Raw genomic sequence first — 17,767 nt, forward strand, 5'->3', positions numbered from 1 at the left:
AAGGATCAATCTGCAATTAATTATTATATAGTACTATAGATTCATAAGGTCTTAACTTTAATGTATTATCAAGTACTGCCTCATCATAATTTGAAAGAAGGTATTTCGATTTTTTTATGTCGAAATCAATATTGCTTAAATCTATAGTGCACTCATTACCATAAAAATTATTTATTACTAAAAGTTTTTCATTATTATATTCTCTTATGAAGGCAAATACATTTTTATCATCTTTTAGTATAGGTATAGTTTTACCTTCTGAAATAACTTTATAATCTTTTCTTAATTTTATTAATTTTTTATAATGATTAAATATAGAGTTTTCATCATTAATATTATTTTCAGCATTAATATCTTTATAATTATCAATAACTTCTATCCAAGGCTTAGCATTTGAAAATCCTGCATTCTCTTTGTCATTCCATTGCATAGGAGTTCTTGAATTATCTCTTGATCTACTTTGAAGTATTTTATATATTTCTTTTTCTTCTATGCCATTATTTTTAAGTATATTGAAATAGTTTATTGACTCAACATCTTTGTACTGATTAATATTATTAAAATAAGCATTAGTCATACCTATTTCTTCGCCTTGATAAATATAAGGAGTACCTCTCAAACAATGCATAACAGTAGCAAGCATTTTAGAAGATTCTTTATGATATTTTTTATCATCTCCGAATCTTGATACTATTCTAGGCTGATCATGATTGCACCAAAATAAAGCTGACCATGCATTATTATCCTGCATTCCTTCCTGCCAAGAGAATAAAATATTTTTCAACTCTTTAAAATCAAAATCCATTAACTGCCATTTATCATTATTTTTATAATCAACTTTCAAATGATGAAAGCTAAATACCATACTAAGTTCATTTTCTTTTTCACCTGAATATTTAATGCAGTTTTCTATGCTTGTTGATGACATTTCACCTACTGTGATAGCATTATCATATTTTCCAAAAGTATTTTTATTTAACTCTTTTAAATATTTATGTATATTGTGTCCGTCAGTATAGAAACGTCTTCCATCTCCTTCAAAATCATCTTCAAAAACTTCAGGCTTTGATATAAGGTTTATAACATCAAATCTGAATCCATAAACTCCTTTTTTTATCCAGAAGTTAACTATATTAAAAATTTCTTTTCTTACTTCTTCATTATCCCAATTCAAATCAGCCTGACTAACATCGAATAAATGCAAATAATACTCATCAAATTTTTCTACATACTGCCAAGCATTGCCTCCGAATTTAGATACCCAATTTGTAGGAGGTTCTTTTTTTCCGTTAACTACTCTGCCCTTTTTGAATATATAATAATTTTTATATTTTTCTTCTCCATTCATAGCCTTCTTAAACCATTCATGCTCTGTGGAAGTATGATTGAATACCATATCAAACATTATATCTATATTTCTTTTTTTAGCTTCTTTTATAAGTTCTTCAACATCTTCCATAGTTCCATAAGAAGGATCAACATTATAATAATCAGCAACATCGTATCCATTATCTTTTTGAGGAGAAACAAAGAAAGGAGTACTCCAAATAATATCTACACCTAAATTTTGTAAATAGTCTAATTTTGATATTATTCCTTTTATATCTCCAAATCCATCATTGTTGCTGTCCATAAAAGATTTTGGATATATTTGATAAACAACTTTATTTTTAAAATTCATAAATGATTCCTAATGAAATAATTTTATAATAATATTCATAAGTTTCATAACGGCAGCTAAGTAACATAATATTTAACTGCCGTGTATATAATAAAAACCTATAAATATTTACCCCGCTTTCTTATTTTATTTCTATAATTTTTCCTTCACCATTTTTTATGATAGTATTTTCCTTTAATAAATTAATTTTAGTTCCATCTGTAAATACAACAGGAGATACTAGAGATTTTCCATGATTTTTTACGTATTCTAAATCAACCTTAGCTATTTTATCTCCTTTTTTTATTTTGTCTCCCGCTTTTACAAAAGATTCAAAACCTTCACCTTTAAGTTCTACAGTATCCATACCTATATGAATAAGTATTTCATTTCCGTTTGCAGTTTCTATACCATAAGCATGTTTTGTAGGGAAAGCAGCTATTATTTCACCATCGCAAGGAGCAGTAACTATACTATCATCTAATTCTATTGCAAAACCTTCACCCATAGCACCGCTTGAAAATGCTTCATCTGCTATATCTGATAATTTATAAACTTTTCCATTCATAGGAGAAACAAAATTATCATCATCTAAAGTTATAGCTTCTGCAGTTGATGCATTATCTGAAACAGTTTCTGAAGCTTCTATATTATCAGTTAAATCTTCTGGTTTTAATTTTTTCTTTCCTACTATAAGAGTTAATACTAATGGTATAGCTATAGCAAAAATCATAGCAACAGCAAACATTAACATATGCTTTGGCTGTATTGAAAGTATTCCCGGTATTCCGCCAATACCAATAGATGTAGCCATAACCTTAGAACCAACTGATATAATTGCAGCTACACAAGAACCAACTAAACCGCATATAAATGGAAAACCATATTTTAAGTTTACACCGAATAATGCAGGCTCTGTAACTCCTAAATAACATGATATAAATGCCGGTATATTTATTTGTTTAGCCTTGTTATTTCTTTTCTGAAGTATAGACATAGCAACTACTGCAGAACCTTGAGCTATATTTGATAAAGCTATCATAGGCCATAACATAGTGCCGCCAAACTGACTCATAAGCTGTAAGTCAATAGCATTAGACATGTGATGAAGTCCTGTTATTACTAAAGGAGCATAGAAGAAACCAAATACACCAGCAAATAAAACTCCAAATTTTGATGTTAAGCCAGTATATACAACATAAGAAACTGCCTCACCTATTTTCCAACCTATAGGACCAACAACAGAGTGTGCTATAATAACTGTTGGTATTAATGAAGCAAAAGGTATTATAACCATAGAAACATATTCAGGTACAATCTTCCTCCAAAACTTCTCTAAATAAACTAAAATAAATCCTGCCATTATAGCCGGTATAACTTGTGCCTGATAACCAACCATAGGCATTTTAAATATTCCGAAGTCGTAAAATTTAGGATCAACAGTACCAACCAAATAAGCGTTAACAAGCTGAGGAGAAACCAATGTTATGCCTAAAACAATACCCAAGATTTGAGTAGTTCCCATTTTTCTAGTGATAGACCAAGTAATACCTACAGGAAGAAAATGGAAAATTGCCTCACCTATTAACCATAAAAAATCATTTGTACCAGCCCAGAACTGAGATATTTGAGTTAAACTCTTTGTACCCTCTTCAAAAAATTTTATATCTGATATTACGCTTCTAAAACCTAATATAAAACCTCCGCATATAATTGCAGGAATAAGTGGTGAAAATATTTCTGCTATGTTAGACATTAAACGCTGCAAGAATGTTTGATTGCCTTTTGCTGATTCTTTTACAGCATCTTTACTTACTCCCTCTATTCCTGAAATCTTAACAAATTCATTATAATATTCTGAAACTTCATTACCTATTATAACTTGAAATTGTCCTGATTGAGTAAAAGTACCCTTAGTAGATTTTAAATTTTCAATAGCTTTAATATCTGCTTTTTTAGGGTCTATTAAAACAAAACGCATTCTTGTAACACAATGAGTTATTGCCTTAACATTTTCTTTTCCGCCAACATATTTTAATAGAAGTGTGGCGTCTTCGGTGAATTTTCCCATAATATGCCTCCATAGCTTTATATATTTTTTATTATCATTAACTTGTACGTACATACTAACATATACGTACAAGTTTGTCAATTCCATTTTTATGATTTTTTATTAATTTTAATCATTGATAAATACTTATAGAAGATTATAATTATTTTATATTTACATCATAAGGTATGCTAATTATGGGATTATTAAATGATTTCACTAAAAAACTTATTCCTAATTTTTTATATACTGATTCACTTAGAGGAAAAGTAGGAGAATTTGAAGTAGATAATGCTTTAAATCCATTATTTTTTGGTAAAGCAGAACATAGGCAAATAAATAACTTAGTAATAATTGATGATAATGGAAAAAGTCATCAAATAGATCATATAGAAATAAGAGCAAATGGTATATTTTGCATAGAAACTAAAAATTACAGCGGACTTATATTTGGCAATGAAAATCAGGAAAAATGGACTCAATGTTTAAGACATGGTAAAAAGAACTATTTTTATAATCCTTTAAAACAAAATAAATCTCATATATTTCATTTAAAAAAATTATTGGATAATAAATATAATGTTTATTCATTAATTGTATTTACTCAAAATAATGCTGATAAAATAAATATAAATAATGTAATTAATTTATGCGATTTAAAAAATTATTTAAATAATTTTAATGAAGGAAACAATTATACTACTGATGAAATGAATGATATTTATAAGAAATTAATATCAAATCATAATAATATTTCAAATTCAAAACATATAAAAAATATAAATGATACTAAGCAAGAAATAAGTAATGGTATATGTCCGAGATGCAAAGGAAAATTAATTTTAAGAGAAGGAAAATACGGACAATTTTACGGATGCAGTAATTATCCAAATTGTAAATTCACAATAAAAAAATAATAACTATCTTCTTGCAAAATCTCTGAATTTAAATTTATCTGGTCTATGTCTTGCAGATGTGAGCTGAAAAACTCTAGTATCTGATAAAAAAGTCCTAGATTCTACATTTATAACCATATCATAATCTTTTAAATCTAAAAGCTTTTTATCATTATTATTTATTTTTTCACATGATATTTCTCTTTCAGCATAAGATATTTTTAACTGAAGATTTTTTTCTATATGTTCATATAAAGAGTCTTTTAAAATATTTTCATCTATAAACGGTATAATAGATGCATTGATAAAGTCTATATCAAGTATAATATTTTCTCCGTCTATATTTCTTATTCTCTCTATAGCCCATACTTTATCATCATCATTTAGTTTCAATGCTTTTTTTACTAATGCATCAGGTTTTATGCATTCACATCTATGCACTATAGTTTCTACTTTACCATACATTTTTGATGCAACTTCTTTAAAACTGAATATTCCCCCAAATTCAAAATTATATATATTTGAATTGATAACTATAGAACCTTTTCCTTTATGTTTTTGAATGCATCCATTATTAGATAAAAGCTGCAATGACTTTCTTATAGTGTCCCTTGAAGCATCATATTCCTTCATCAAATCATATTCGCTTGGAAGTATATCGCCTTTTTTATAGTATCCAAATCTTATTTTATCGAGCAAACTATTATAAATTTCTTCGTACTTTGATGCCATAACAACCTCTATTTTGAATTGAAATATTATAATATAAAAAGTTATGTTTGTAAATATATGTTTTTTATAGGCTTAATTTACAAAAAATAAAAAATGTAGTTTATCATACAATAGTAATTTTATTGTACTTGATAAAAAAAACAAAAATAATAAAATATATACAATATTTTTAATAGGTGTTAGAAAGTGTTTAGGAAATTGATATATATTATTGTTTTGCATTCTGTTCTTTTTAATTTTTTTATTTTCGCACAAACTAATGAAACTGCTATATTACCTTATACTCAATATATGGAAAGAATAAAAGCACTAATACCAGAGATGAAATTAACTGCATCTCAGGAAAGTAATGCAGCAAATAATTTAACAAAGGCTAAAAGTTCAGGAGATGTTAAATTTGATTTGCAGGCTGGTGCTATAGGAATGCAAAGTCATTTTGATGAATACAATTTTATTCCTACATCAGATTTTAATTATAATGGTTTTAGAATAGGTGCAGGATTCAGCGGACTTGTACCATACTCTGGAACTAGATGGTCTGTAGAAATAAAGCATGATAGTTTTTTTGGAGACTTTAATACGGGAGATATTTCTTTACCAGTTGATACTCCTTTTGGCACAATAAATGGAAAACTTCCAAATTTAAGTACTAATAATTTTAAATACTATTATCCAAGCATTAAAATACAAATAGCACAGCCTATATTAAGAGATTTTTTCGGTAAACTGGACAGATACCCTATAAAAGATGCAGAATATCAGCTTACTATAGCAAAATTAAAAAGAATAATAGACGACAACAGCGTATTAACATCTTATCAGAAAATTTATTATCAATGGATAATGGCAAGAAAATTAATAGCTTTGTATGATGAAATGATAAGAGAAGCTAGAACATTTGAAAATCAAGTTTATAAAAGATATACAAGCGGTGTTATAGATAATGACTCATATCAGAATGCAAAAAGACAAACTCTAAAATATATAGAGGCAAAAGACAAATCAGAATTAATGTTAAAAAAGATAATTAGAAATATTCAATTCTTTATACCGGAAGAAAATATTATACCAAATGAAGATGATTGGACTCAAACACTTGATACTTCAATAAATGCTAAAATAGATATAGTACCATTTTTAGAAAGTGCTCAAGGTCAAATGGCTTATCAATTAAAATTGAGAAGTGAATATGCTTTATCAATAATGAAAAATAATGCATTGCCTGATTTATCTATAGTAGGAAGCGTATCATTATCAAGTTTAGATGACAGCGGATATTTTAAATCTTTTTCTAGTATGACTAATGTTGATTATTTTGTAGGGCTTATGTTTTCCTACCCTATAGGCGGACGTGATGCTAAAGCTAAAATGGAAGATGCCTATGCTGCTTTGAATGCAGTTACTGCTGATTTTGACAGAGTTAATAGGGATTTTGATGTTCAAATAGGAACTTATTATGATGAGTTTGAGGCATACAAAAAAATGCTTGAGAATAAAAAATTAGAAGTAAATGCAATAGTATCAAGAATAAGAACACAGAATACAAAATTCAGACAGGGACGACTCCCTATAGATGAAATAATAAATGCAAGGCTTGATTTAGCACAGGCAAGAGCGGAACTCCTTAATTTGGAATATATGATAATAAGTACTGTTATGGATTATAATTCTCTAGTACTTCTAAGTAATTAATAATATTAAAATAAATTTATATATTTAATTGGATTTGAATATGGATAGAATAATAGAACTATTTGCAAAAAACAGATTATTAGTTAATGTTATTATTTTGGTTACTTTAGCTGTTGGAATATACTCTTATCTTAATATAAAGAAGGAAGCTTTTCCATCAACTAACTTTGATGTTATGATAGTTCAGGTTATATATCCGGGTGCTTCTCCAGAAGACGTTGAACAATATGCTATGATTCCAATAGAAGATGAGCTGCAAACTATAGCAGGCATTGATGAATTTTATTCTATAATAATAGAAAATGCTGGAATACTCACTATAAGAATAGACATGAACCTTAAAGACTCAAGACCTGTAAAAGATGAAATATTCAGACGTCTTCAGAATGCTCCTAATGTATCAAAAGATGTTTCAGAGATAAAAATTTTTGAAGCTAATGCTAACAGACTTCCTATATACAATCTTGGTTTAAGATTCAAAAAAGGAATGGAAGGCAGCGAAAAAGAACTTTATGATATATCCAAAAGATTTGAAAAAGAATTAAAATATGTAGACGGAGTTGCAAATATTGAAGTATATGGAAGAACTGATCCTGAAATTCAAATACTTGCAGATCCATATAAATTAAATGAATATTATACTTCATTAACAGAAATTATACAGGCATTATCTTTAAGAAATATACGTTCTACAAGCGGAAATATGAAGCCTGATGAAAATGCTGATTTAGAAGAAAAAAATAAACTTCTTGTAACTACAGGACAATTTCAAGATCCATTATCTATTACAAATGTTATTATACGTTCTATATTTAATGGTCAGCCGGTAAGAATTGGAGATGTAGCAAGAGTTGAAGAATTATTTGTTGATAAAAGTGTATATATGAGAGTTAATAGTCAGCATGGATATTCAATAAATATAATAAAAAAAGAAGATGCTGATATATTAAAAACTATAGACAATGTTAATAAATATTTTGAAAACAACAAAGCAACTATACCAAATAATATAGAAATAGTACCTATGGCTGATAACTCAAGAACTATTAATGATTTGCTTAATGCAGTTTCTTCAAATATTATTACAGGATTCATAATCATATTTGTAATACTTATAATATTTTTGGATTTCAAAAGTGCAATATTTACTTCGCTTGGAATGCTTATAGTTATTTCCGTTTCTCTTATTTATATGACATACTCTGGAATAACTTTCAATATAATTTCTTTAGGCGGTATTATAACGGTTTTAGGTATGATAGTAGACAACTCAATAGTAGTTTCAGAAAATATTTTTAATTATCATCAAAGAGGAATAAAAGGACTTGATGCCACCAAAAGTGCTGTAGGCGAAGTATTCATGCCTATGCTTGTTTCTACTCTCACAACCGTTGCATCTTTTGCACCTATAATATTTGTTACTGGAACTATGGGAAGATTAATCAATCAATATCCTAGAGTTGTAATAGTAGCTTTGATTGTAAGTATATTTCAGGCAGTACTTCTTTTGCCTAATAACTTGATAACAAAAGAAGAACTTACTGGAGAACATAAAAGAAAAAGATTTAATTTCAAAAATCCTCTTGATTTTGATAAAGATAAATTATTCGATAAATTAAAAATACCTTTTATTAAATTTTTAAGATTTACATTAAAATTCAGATATGCTGTATTAATATTTTTTGTAGTGACATTACTCATCACTTTAGCAATAGCAAAAGTAATATTTGCAAAATTTACTTTAGTTTATGATACTAGTGCTGATGTTATAGTTGTTAATATGGATACAGGAGTTGGAAGTTCTTTATATAAAACAGAAAAATATCTTCAGCAGGTAGAAAATATTATTTATGAAACTGTAAATACTAATGATATAATAGCTGTATACAGTTTATTAGGAAAGCAATTAGATAAAAACACTGTGGAAGTGTCCGAAGAAATGGATAATCTTGCCGGTATTATGATATATTTAGTTCCTGCCAATAACAGGAAAAAAATAGCTTATGATATAGTAGATGATTTAAATCTAGCTATAGAAAAAAGCGGTATAAAAAAAGAATTGGCATTAATAACAGTAAACACTAAACTTCCAATAAACCCTGGTAAAGCAGTTGATATAAAAATAATAGGAAATGATACTGCTATAGTTAAAGAAGTAAAAGATAAAATGAAAGAGCATCTTTTAAGTTTAAATGGAATAATAAACTATGATGATGATGATAAAATCGGACAGGAAGAATTAAGAGTAATATTTAATTATGACAGAATGGGAGAACTAGGTGTTAATGTTGCTTATGCTGCAAGAGAATTAAGGGCTGCCTATGCCGGAATAGTAGCTACTTCAATTCAGCAGTTTGAAAATAAATTAGACTTCAGAGTAAGATTAGATAAAAAATATACTTATGATACAAATGTACTTAATAATCTTTATATACCAAATACATATAACAGACTTATACAATTAAAAGATATAGCACACATATATATTACAAACAATCAATCAAGCATAAGACATTATAACGGTAAAAAATCTATAACGATGACAGCGGATATTGAACAGGGAAAAAATACTGCCATACAAGTAACTTATGCAATGCAGGATTATTTTAATTCTATATCAAAAGATTATCCTAATATAAGCGTAGAGTTTGCAGGAGAGGTAAAAGAAACTAGAGGTTCTATAATAGGTATTGCCTGGGGATATGTTGTTGCTATAATTGCAATATATGTAATACTTCTTCTTCAATTTAATAAATTTGTTCAGCCTTTCATGATTTTGGGTATAATACCATTTGGAATAATAGGAGTTATACTAGGATTTGCAGCACATAGAATGCCTATGTCTTTTGTAGGAGCTGTTGGTATAGTTGGACTTGCAGGTGTAGTTGTAAATAATGGTATTATAATGGTGGACTTAATAAACAGAATACTTGAACAAGGAAACATACATACAAAAGAAGATGTACTTAATGCGGTAGTAGAAGGTGCAGGCGACAGATTCAGAGCAATATTTCTAACAACAGTTACTACAATATTCGGACTTCTTCCAACTGTTTATGGTATAGGCGGAAGTGCTGATTTGATAGTACCTATGGTTATGGCTATGGCTTACGGGCTTTTATTCGCTGCCCTTTTGACATTGATACTGTTGCCTTCTCTATTCATGATATCAGCGGATTTGAAACTTATAAAAATAAATTATAAAAACTGATTGAATATTTATAGTTTTATAGTATATACCTAAACAATTATATTTTGTCAAAATAATTTTTTCTAATTTAAAATATTTGCAGGGCTTTGCCCTTACGAAGTACACAGAGTGCAGCCCCCCACTTCTTTTGTTGACACAAAGAAGCTTATATCCTCGACAAGCTCGGATACGTTTCGCGAACAACTGCATTTTTAACCTAAAATTATGGTATTACACCATATTTGATAGATATTCTTAAAATATAAAATTATAGCAATTGCGTTTTCGCGAAGCGTGCCTGTGGCAGCAACTTTGACGAAGTCTGCAGAGCGTGTGCGGCAAAAAAGTTGCAAAAAAATTGACAAAATATAGTTGTTTAGGCATATACAATTAAAAAATGAGTTCGCTCACATTAATATAAAATGTAATTAAAAAATTATTAATATTATTTAATACTCTAGTAAATTGCTATTAAGTATTGCACCAAGTTCATATCTGTTATTGTCGCTGCTGTAATTATATATATAAAATGTTAAATAATCATATTTATAATCAGCCATTTTTTGTCCTACATATAAAAGTCCATTAGCAGGTATGGAACTTAATATATGAACTTCTTCTAAATTTCTATATTTTACTATATCATCAAAAATTTCATCTATCTTTTTAGTAAATAAATAATAACATCTTTTATTTACCAAACTTTTATGTGAATGCTCTTCTAATATAACTTGATGTGTTATTGTGATGATATTGCTGTATGAATAATCGAATCCTTTATTAAGAATAAGATTTTTATCATCTTTATAAACTTGTTCTATATCATTAATATTTGATTGTCCTGATAATATTATCCCTATTGGGTGATTAATATTATCTATTCTCATAACATTTGATTTGCTTTCTACAAAACTTTTTAATTCAGGCTCATCTATTTCTATATCTTTAAATCCCCAAGATAATGAATCTTTTGGCTTTGGGAGAAAAACAAAATTATATCCGTATTTCTCTAATATATAAGCAATAGAAACAAGTATGCTGTTAGGAGCTATTGCATAAAGGACTATAGGATAATCTTTAGTTATATTTTTTTCTTTAAACTTTGATAATATGATATTTTTTAATTTCTTTATAACATTATCTATTTTATTTTCTTTTTCATTTTTGTATTCTTTATATTCTTTATCTAAATCTATTTCCAAATCAATAGGGGGCATTTCTCCGAAGTTCTGAGCATTTCCTCTTATAGAATGAAATATTTTCACTCTTTTAATATTATCATCTTCAGTCATATAATCAAAAATTTTATTATTATCTTTCATGCTTTACTCTCTATACATGTTTTATAAATTATCAAAATAAACTATTTACAAATAATATAAAAAAATATATATTATAGAAACATTTTCGTAATAATTTTAACATAAAATAGAATAAATTGATATTGGAGATAAAATGAAAATATTAGGTATAGACACTTCATGCGATGATACTTCTGCTGCTATAGTTGAGGACGGAAAAAATGTACTTTCTTCAGTATTAAGCTCATCAATAGATGCACATAAAGAATTTCAAGGAGTAGTTCCTGAAATTGCTGCAAGAAAACATTTGGAAGCAATACTCTATGTAATAGATAAAGCATTAAAAGATGCAAATACCACTTTAGATGATATAGATTTATTTGCAGTTACAAACAGACCAGGACTCTTAGGCTCTTTGCTTGTTGGAGTGGCAAGTGCAAAATCATTGGCATTTTCTTTAAACAAGCCGTTATTAGCTTTGGATCATATAGCTGCACATATTTACTCGCCTCATCTTACAAATGATATAGAGTTTCCTTATATAGCATTGGTTGTATCTGGAGGACATACTATAATAACCGAAGTGCATGATTACGGTGAATATAAAGTTGTGGGTACTACTTTAGATGATGCTGTGGGCGAAGCTTATGATAAAGTTTCAAAGTTTTTAAATCTAGGATATCCGGGCGGCCCTATAATAGACAGATTAGCTAAAGAAGGAAACAAAGAAGCAATAAAATATCCTATTGTATTATTAAACGGCATAGATGAATTTAACTTCTCATACAGCGGACTTAAAACAGCATGCGTTTATTCTACAAAAAAATATCTTAAAGAAGGATACGAAGCAACTAATGAAAATATAGCTGCCGCATTTCAAATAAGTGCAATAGAGCCTTTATATATCAAAACTTTGAAATATGTTGAAAAAAGCGGTATTAAAAGAGTTACATTATCCGGCGGAGTGGCATGCAATAGTTATTTAAGAGAGAGATTTGGAAACTCTAAAGACTTTGAATGTTATCTACCTGCTTTAAAATACACAACAGACAATGCTGCTATGGTTGCGGGACTTGCTTATCATATGAAAGATAAACAGGATTTTGCTGATTATAATTTAGATTGTTTCTCAAGAGTTTTAAATAAAAAATATAACAAAAATAAAAGTGCAAAATAAAATTATAATTGACTGGAAATTTATTTACTAGCTTAGATTATAAAATAGACTTGTTTCAAAACTTATTTATAAAATTAGTTATATAATTATTAGTATAATCAGTGTATAACTAAACAACTATATTTTGTAAATTTTTATATTTTGTAAATGTATTATCAACTTTTTTTGTCGCACAAAAAAGTTGCAAAAAATACAAGTGCTACAACCTTATATCATTACAATACGTATTAAATGTATTGTAATACCTAAAATTTAGGTTAAAAATGCAGTCTTTCGCGAAGCGTATCCGAGCCTGTCGAGGATATAGGTTCTTTGTGTCTACAAAAGAATTTGGGGTCGGAGCTAGCCACCGAAAATAATAGCAATATAAAAACTAATTTTGACAAAGTTAAAAAATTTTAGTATATATCATACATTTAATAAACATCATTAAAATATAAAGTTCTAGTAATTGCGTTTTCGCGAAGCGTACCGATGAAGTTCACCTCGCAGTAGGTGTCGGCAACAACTTTGGAAAAGCTCGGCAAAAAAGTTGATAATTCTACATAAAGTAAATCAGTTAACAAACTTTAAAAATTATTTATAAATAGTTTTGAAATAAGTCTAATAATTAAAATTGATGCAATAAAAAAGAATGATAACTAATTATTTTATAATCAATTATCATTCTTTTATTTTATTTAATTAAAATTATATTCCAAATCTTTTCATTATAACATCAATATTTCTTAGATAGTATGCATAGTCAAAACAGTCGTCAATTTCCTGAGAGCTTAAATATTTTGTAATGTCCTCATCTTTGTGAACATTCTCTCTAAAGTCTTCGTTATTGAGCCATCTTTTCATTGCATTTCTTTGTACCCATCTGTAAGCATTATCTCTGTCAATGCCTTTATTAACTAAGCTTATCAAAATTCTTTGGCTGAAAATTAAACCGCCTGTCTTTTCAATATTTGCTTTCATAGCTTCAGGATAAATTAAAAGCTTATCTACTATATCAATGAATTTATTAATAGCATAATCAACAGCAATAGTAGAATCTGGAAGTATAACTCTTTCTACTGATGAATGGCTTATATCTCTCTCATGCCAAAGCGTAATGTCTTCCATAGAAGCTAATGCATTACCCCTTACTATTCTTGCTAAACCTGATATTCTTTCGCAAGTGATAGGGTTTCTTTTATGAGGCATAGCAGATGAACCTTTTTGCTTTTCACTGAAATATTCTTCTGCTTCTCTTATATCTGTTCTTTGAAGGTTTCTTATTTCTGTAGAAAATTTTTCTAATGAACTAGCAACAATAGCTAAAGTTGTAAGATACTGTGCATGTCTGTCTCTTTGTATTATTTGAGTAGAAACTCTATCTGCTTCTATACCTAATTTTTTACAAACTATTTCTTCTATTCTAGGATCAATATTACTATAAGTACCAACAGCACCAGAAAGTTTCCCAACAGAAACCTGTTTTTTTGCTTCTTCAACACGCTTAATATTTCTTTCATTCTCATCATACCATAATATAAATTTTAATCCCAATGTCATAGGCTCAGCATGTATACCATGAGTACGTCCTATACAAGGAGTATATTTATGTTCCTTAGCTCTTCTTAATAAAACTTCTGATAATCTTTTTAAGTCATCTAATATAATTTCAGCAGATCTTTTCATCATAACAGCTAATGCAGTATCTTTTACATCGCTTGAAGTTAAGCCTTTATGTATATATTGTCCGCCCTCGCCTACATTCTCTTGAACAGCGGTTACAAATGATATAATATCATGATTAGTTTCTTTTTCTATTTCAGCAATTCTTTCTACTGTGAAAGTTGCTTTTTCTTTAATATTCTTCACTGCCTCTGCAGGAATCTCTCCTATTTCAGCCATAGCCTCACAAGCAGCAATTTCAACATCAAGCATAACCTGAAACTCATTTTGCAAGCTCCAAAGTTCACCCATCTCTTTTCTAGTATATCTCTTTATCATAGATTATTATCCTTAATATAAAATATTGAATTATTATAGACAGAATTATAAATTATTTCAATTATTTTTTAATAGTTGTAATTTATAAAAAAGAATTAAAATTATTGCATCAAAAATATGTTTTTAATATATGGAGTAATTAAAAATGGAAATTTATGATTTAAGAAGCGATACCATAACAAAACCAAGTGAAGAAATGCGTAAAGCAATATACAATGCTGAATGCGGCGATGATGTGTATATGGAAGATCCTACAGTAAATAAACTTCAGGAAATGGCAGCAGATATTACAGGAAAAGAAAAAGCAATATTTGTTTCTAGCGGTACTATGGGTAATTTAATACCTATGATGGTATTAGGAAGAAAAACAAAACAGATACTTTTAGAGGAACAATCTCATATAATACATTATGAAGTTGGAGGAGTTTCATCTTTGGCAGGTTTAATACCATTGCCTGTTAAAGCTGAAAGAGGAATATTAACTAAAGATATCATAAAAAATTATTTGAATAATCAAGCTACTTATGCAACAACAGTTAATATAGTAGAGATAGAAAATACTCATAACAGACATGGAGGAAGTGTTTATCCTATAGAAGTGTTAAAAGAATTACATGAGTTTACAAAATCAAAAAATGTTCATCTTCATATGGACGGTGCAAGAGTATTTAATGCCTCTATAGCAAGTAAAGTATCAGTAAAAGAAATATCTTCGCATACAGACTCAATTACTTTCTGTTTATCTAAAGGTTTGGGAGCTCCAATGGGTGCTATGATATGTGCGGATAAAGATTTTATTAATGAAGCATTTAGAATGAGAAAATTAATAGGCGGAGGAATGAGACAAATAGGACTTATGGCTGCTGCCGGAATATATGCATTAGAAAATAATATAGCTTCATTAGAAGAAGATCATCAAAAAGCAAAAAAAATAGCAAAAGCAATATTAGAATCTGGAATGGGAACATTAAATTTAGAAGATGTAGAAACTAATATAGTTATAACTAATACAAAAAAATTATCAACAGAAATATTATCAAAACTTTCAGAAAAAGGTATTAAGGCAAATTCTTTCGGTGATTATAAAATAAGATTTGTTACTCATAGAGACATAAGTATGCAAAAAATAGATGAAGTTTGCGAGATCATAAAAAATTTAAAAATATAATTAATAAAAAAAGAGTATGCTTAATATAAAAAGCATACTCTTATATTTTATTTATTTGAAATTACTATCTAATTTGAAATATTCCAATTCAGAAGATAAATTATTAGTTCCATTGACTACATCTTTTCCAAGCAATGAACTATCATTAACTAATTCAGCATTTTCCTGAGTAATTTTATTTAATTCATTCATAGCCATATTAATTTGTCTTACACTTTCTTCTTCTTCAGCTGTAGCTTCTGATATATTAATTAATATATCAGAAACTTCTTTGGCAGAATTTTCTATCGCTATAAGTATATCTAAAGATCTTTTTACAGACTCATCTCCAATTTCTATTTTAGATACAGTATTTTCTATTATGTTTGTAATGCTTCCTGCCGCTTCATTAACATTCTGGGCTAAACTTCTTATTTCTGAAGCTACAACAGCAAATCCTCTGCCCTGTTCTCCAGCCCTTGCTGCCTCTACAGCTGCATTGAGTGCTAATATATTAGTTTGAAAAGCTATAGATTGTATTAATTTAGTAATATTTGATATTTCCTTACTAGATTCTGAAATTTCAGTCATATTATTTGATATTTCATTAACTGCTGATACTCCGCTTTGTGTAGATTCAGTAACTTTAGAACTCATATTTTTAGCATCATAAGAATTTTTTGATGTATTTGAAATAGCTGTAAGCAAATTTTCTATAGAACTAGTTATTTCTTCAACAGCCGCAGCCTGAGAAGATGTTCTGTCAGATAAATTATCTATACCTCTTGATATTTTTTCAGATGAATTATTAATTAATGATATATTTTCCTTTAATTCAGAAACTATAGTGAACATAATATGCTGCATATCATTAATTGAATTAGCTAAAGTACCTGAAACATCTTTTCTTTTTAAATCTTTCTCTTCAAATTGACTGTCGAATCTTCCGTCCTGCATCAATGTCATTATTGTAATAGCATGATATAAATTATTTGATAATGGTATTACTATTCTGGCAACCAAAAGGAATTCTAATACTATAAGTAAAAATATACATAAAAAGAAACTTAACATTAAGAATCTAAATTGAGAATAAAATATTTCAGCGCTTCCTTTAAATACTAGTATCCAAGGAGCATTATCTGTTCTTTTAATAGAATACCATTCATTACCTATTATATCTAAATCGCCTATATGAGATGATAAATTATTTTTAAAATCAGCAAATATGGGATATGTAAATAAATTATTAGTTTCATCTAGGATATAATCTTTATTATCATGTGTCATAAAAATACCCTTATCAGAAACTATATAAATTTCATCTTCAAAATTTTTCTTTAAACTTTCAGTGATGGTGTTTATATTGGCAAAATCTATTGCACATACCCCTTTTAAACTACCATTAGTATAAACAGCCTTTCCAAATGTAACTGTAAGCTTATTAACAGCAAAATCTATATAAGGATCACTGATCATTATATTATTAGTGGCAACAGAATATTTATACCAATCTCTAGAAGTTTGATCATAAGTAATAGGATAAACTTCCAAAGTATTCATAAAAACCCCACCCTGAGGATATGGAGTGCTGTTTCCAAAATATACATTCAAATAACCTTCATTAAGTTTCTGAACATTAGTAATAAAATTACCAAATTCTACCCAATTAGGATTAGATGATAAATATGCCTCCATAACATAAATAGTATTTTTTAACTCTTCAACATACCCTTCTGTTCTAGTTTTAGCCTCTAATGCTTGAAGATTTTTTTCTCTTAAAAATCTAGATTTATATAAAGGCTTATAAAAAATATATATAACAACAAATAACAACAGAAGAAATATTATAAAAGGAGCTAAAAATTTGATCATTAATTTATTTTTCATAATGGCAACCTTTATAGAAATTTAGTGTCCATTTTAAATATATAAAATA

At 28.1% G+C, this 17,767-nt stretch carries 11 protein-coding genes; 5 read left to right on the plus strand and 6 right to left on the minus strand.

Annotated elements, in window-relative coordinates:
- Positions 1 to 16: 16 nt before the first annotated feature.
- The gene (treC, locus tag BRSU_RS06020; protein ID WP_048594370.1) at positions 17 to 1,681 is read right to left on the minus strand and encodes an alpha,alpha-phosphotrehalase; all 1,665 of its coding nucleotides are present in this window, start codon (positions 1,679 to 1,681) and stop codon (positions 17 to 19) included.
- A 121-nt stretch (positions 1,682 to 1,802) separates the two neighbouring features.
- Entirely contained in the window at positions 1,803 to 3,731 is a 1,929-nt protein-coding gene (treP, locus tag BRSU_RS06025; protein ID WP_083997867.1) for a PTS system trehalose-specific EIIBC component, read from the minus strand.
- Between the two features lie 176 nt (positions 3,732 to 3,907).
- Here treP and BRSU_RS06030 point away from each other — a divergent pair, with 176 nt between their 5' ends.
- Positions 3,908 to 4,627 carry a nuclease-related domain-containing protein gene (locus BRSU_RS06030; protein ID WP_048594371.1) on the plus strand — a complete coding sequence of 240 codons (720 nt, stop codon included), beginning with the start codon at positions 3,908 to 3,910 and terminating at the stop codon, positions 4,625 to 4,627.
- A 3-nt stretch (positions 4,628 to 4,630) separates the two neighbouring features.
- On the opposite strand, the gene treR is transcribed toward BRSU_RS06030, so the two are convergent.
- Complete coding sequence (treR, locus tag BRSU_RS06035; protein WP_048594372.1) at positions 4,631 to 5,338, minus strand: trehalose operon repressor; 708 nt, start codon at positions 5,336 to 5,338, stop codon at positions 4,631 to 4,633.
- A 186-nt stretch (positions 5,339 to 5,524) separates the two neighbouring features.
- Between treR and BRSU_RS06040 the strand changes: the two genes are divergently transcribed.
- Both BRSU_RS06040 and BRSU_RS06045 read left to right on the plus strand, forming a co-directional pair.
- Complete coding sequence (locus tag BRSU_RS06040) at positions 5,525 to 7,030, plus strand: TolC family protein (protein WP_048594373.1); 1,506 nt, start codon at positions 5,525 to 5,527, stop codon at positions 7,028 to 7,030.
- 40 nt (positions 7,031 to 7,070) lie between these two features.
- Entirely contained in the window at positions 7,071 to 10,241 is a 3,171-nt protein-coding gene (locus BRSU_RS06045) for an efflux RND transporter permease subunit (RefSeq protein WP_048594374.1), read from the plus strand.
- A 428-nt stretch (positions 10,242 to 10,669) separates the two neighbouring features.
- On the opposite strand, the gene BRSU_RS06050 is transcribed toward BRSU_RS06045, so the two are convergent.
- Positions 10,670 to 11,542: an SAVED domain-containing protein gene (locus tag BRSU_RS06050; RefSeq protein ID WP_048594375.1), complete on the minus strand. Its 873-nt coding sequence runs from the start codon at positions 11,540 to 11,542 to the stop codon at positions 10,670 to 10,672.
- 133 nt (positions 11,543 to 11,675) lie between these two features.
- Here BRSU_RS06050 and tsaD point away from each other — a divergent pair, with 133 nt between their 5' ends.
- Positions 11,676 to 12,698, plus strand: coding sequence for a tRNA (adenosine(37)-N6)-threonylcarbamoyltransferase complex transferase subunit TsaD (gene tsaD / locus BRSU_RS06055; RefSeq protein WP_020063574.1), 1,023 nt, complete (start codon positions 11,676 to 11,678; stop codon positions 12,696 to 12,698).
- 690 nt (positions 12,699 to 13,388) lie between these two features.
- Here the strand turns inward: tsaD and purB are convergent.
- Complete coding sequence (gene purB / locus BRSU_RS06060; RefSeq protein WP_048594376.1) at positions 13,389 to 14,681, minus strand: adenylosuccinate lyase; 1,293 nt, start codon at positions 14,679 to 14,681, stop codon at positions 13,389 to 13,391.
- Between the two features lie 145 nt (positions 14,682 to 14,826).
- Between purB and BRSU_RS06065 the strand changes: the two genes are divergently transcribed.
- Positions 14,827 to 15,849: a threonine aldolase family protein gene (locus BRSU_RS06065; RefSeq protein WP_048594377.1), complete on the plus strand. Its 1,023-nt coding sequence runs from the start codon at positions 14,827 to 14,829 to the stop codon at positions 15,847 to 15,849.
- A gap of 51 nt (positions 15,850 to 15,900) precedes the next feature.
- On the opposite strand, the gene BRSU_RS06070 is transcribed toward BRSU_RS06065, so the two are convergent.
- Complete coding sequence (locus tag BRSU_RS06070) at positions 15,901 to 17,718, minus strand: methyl-accepting chemotaxis protein (RefSeq protein WP_048594378.1); 1,818 nt, start codon at positions 17,716 to 17,718, stop codon at positions 15,901 to 15,903.
- Between the last annotated feature and the right edge of the window lie 49 nt (positions 17,719 to 17,767).

Origin of the sequence: Brachyspira suanatina (assembly GCF_001049755.1) — a bacterium.
GTDB lineage: Bacteria > Spirochaetota > Brachyspiria > Brachyspirales > Brachyspiraceae > Brachyspira > Brachyspira suanatina.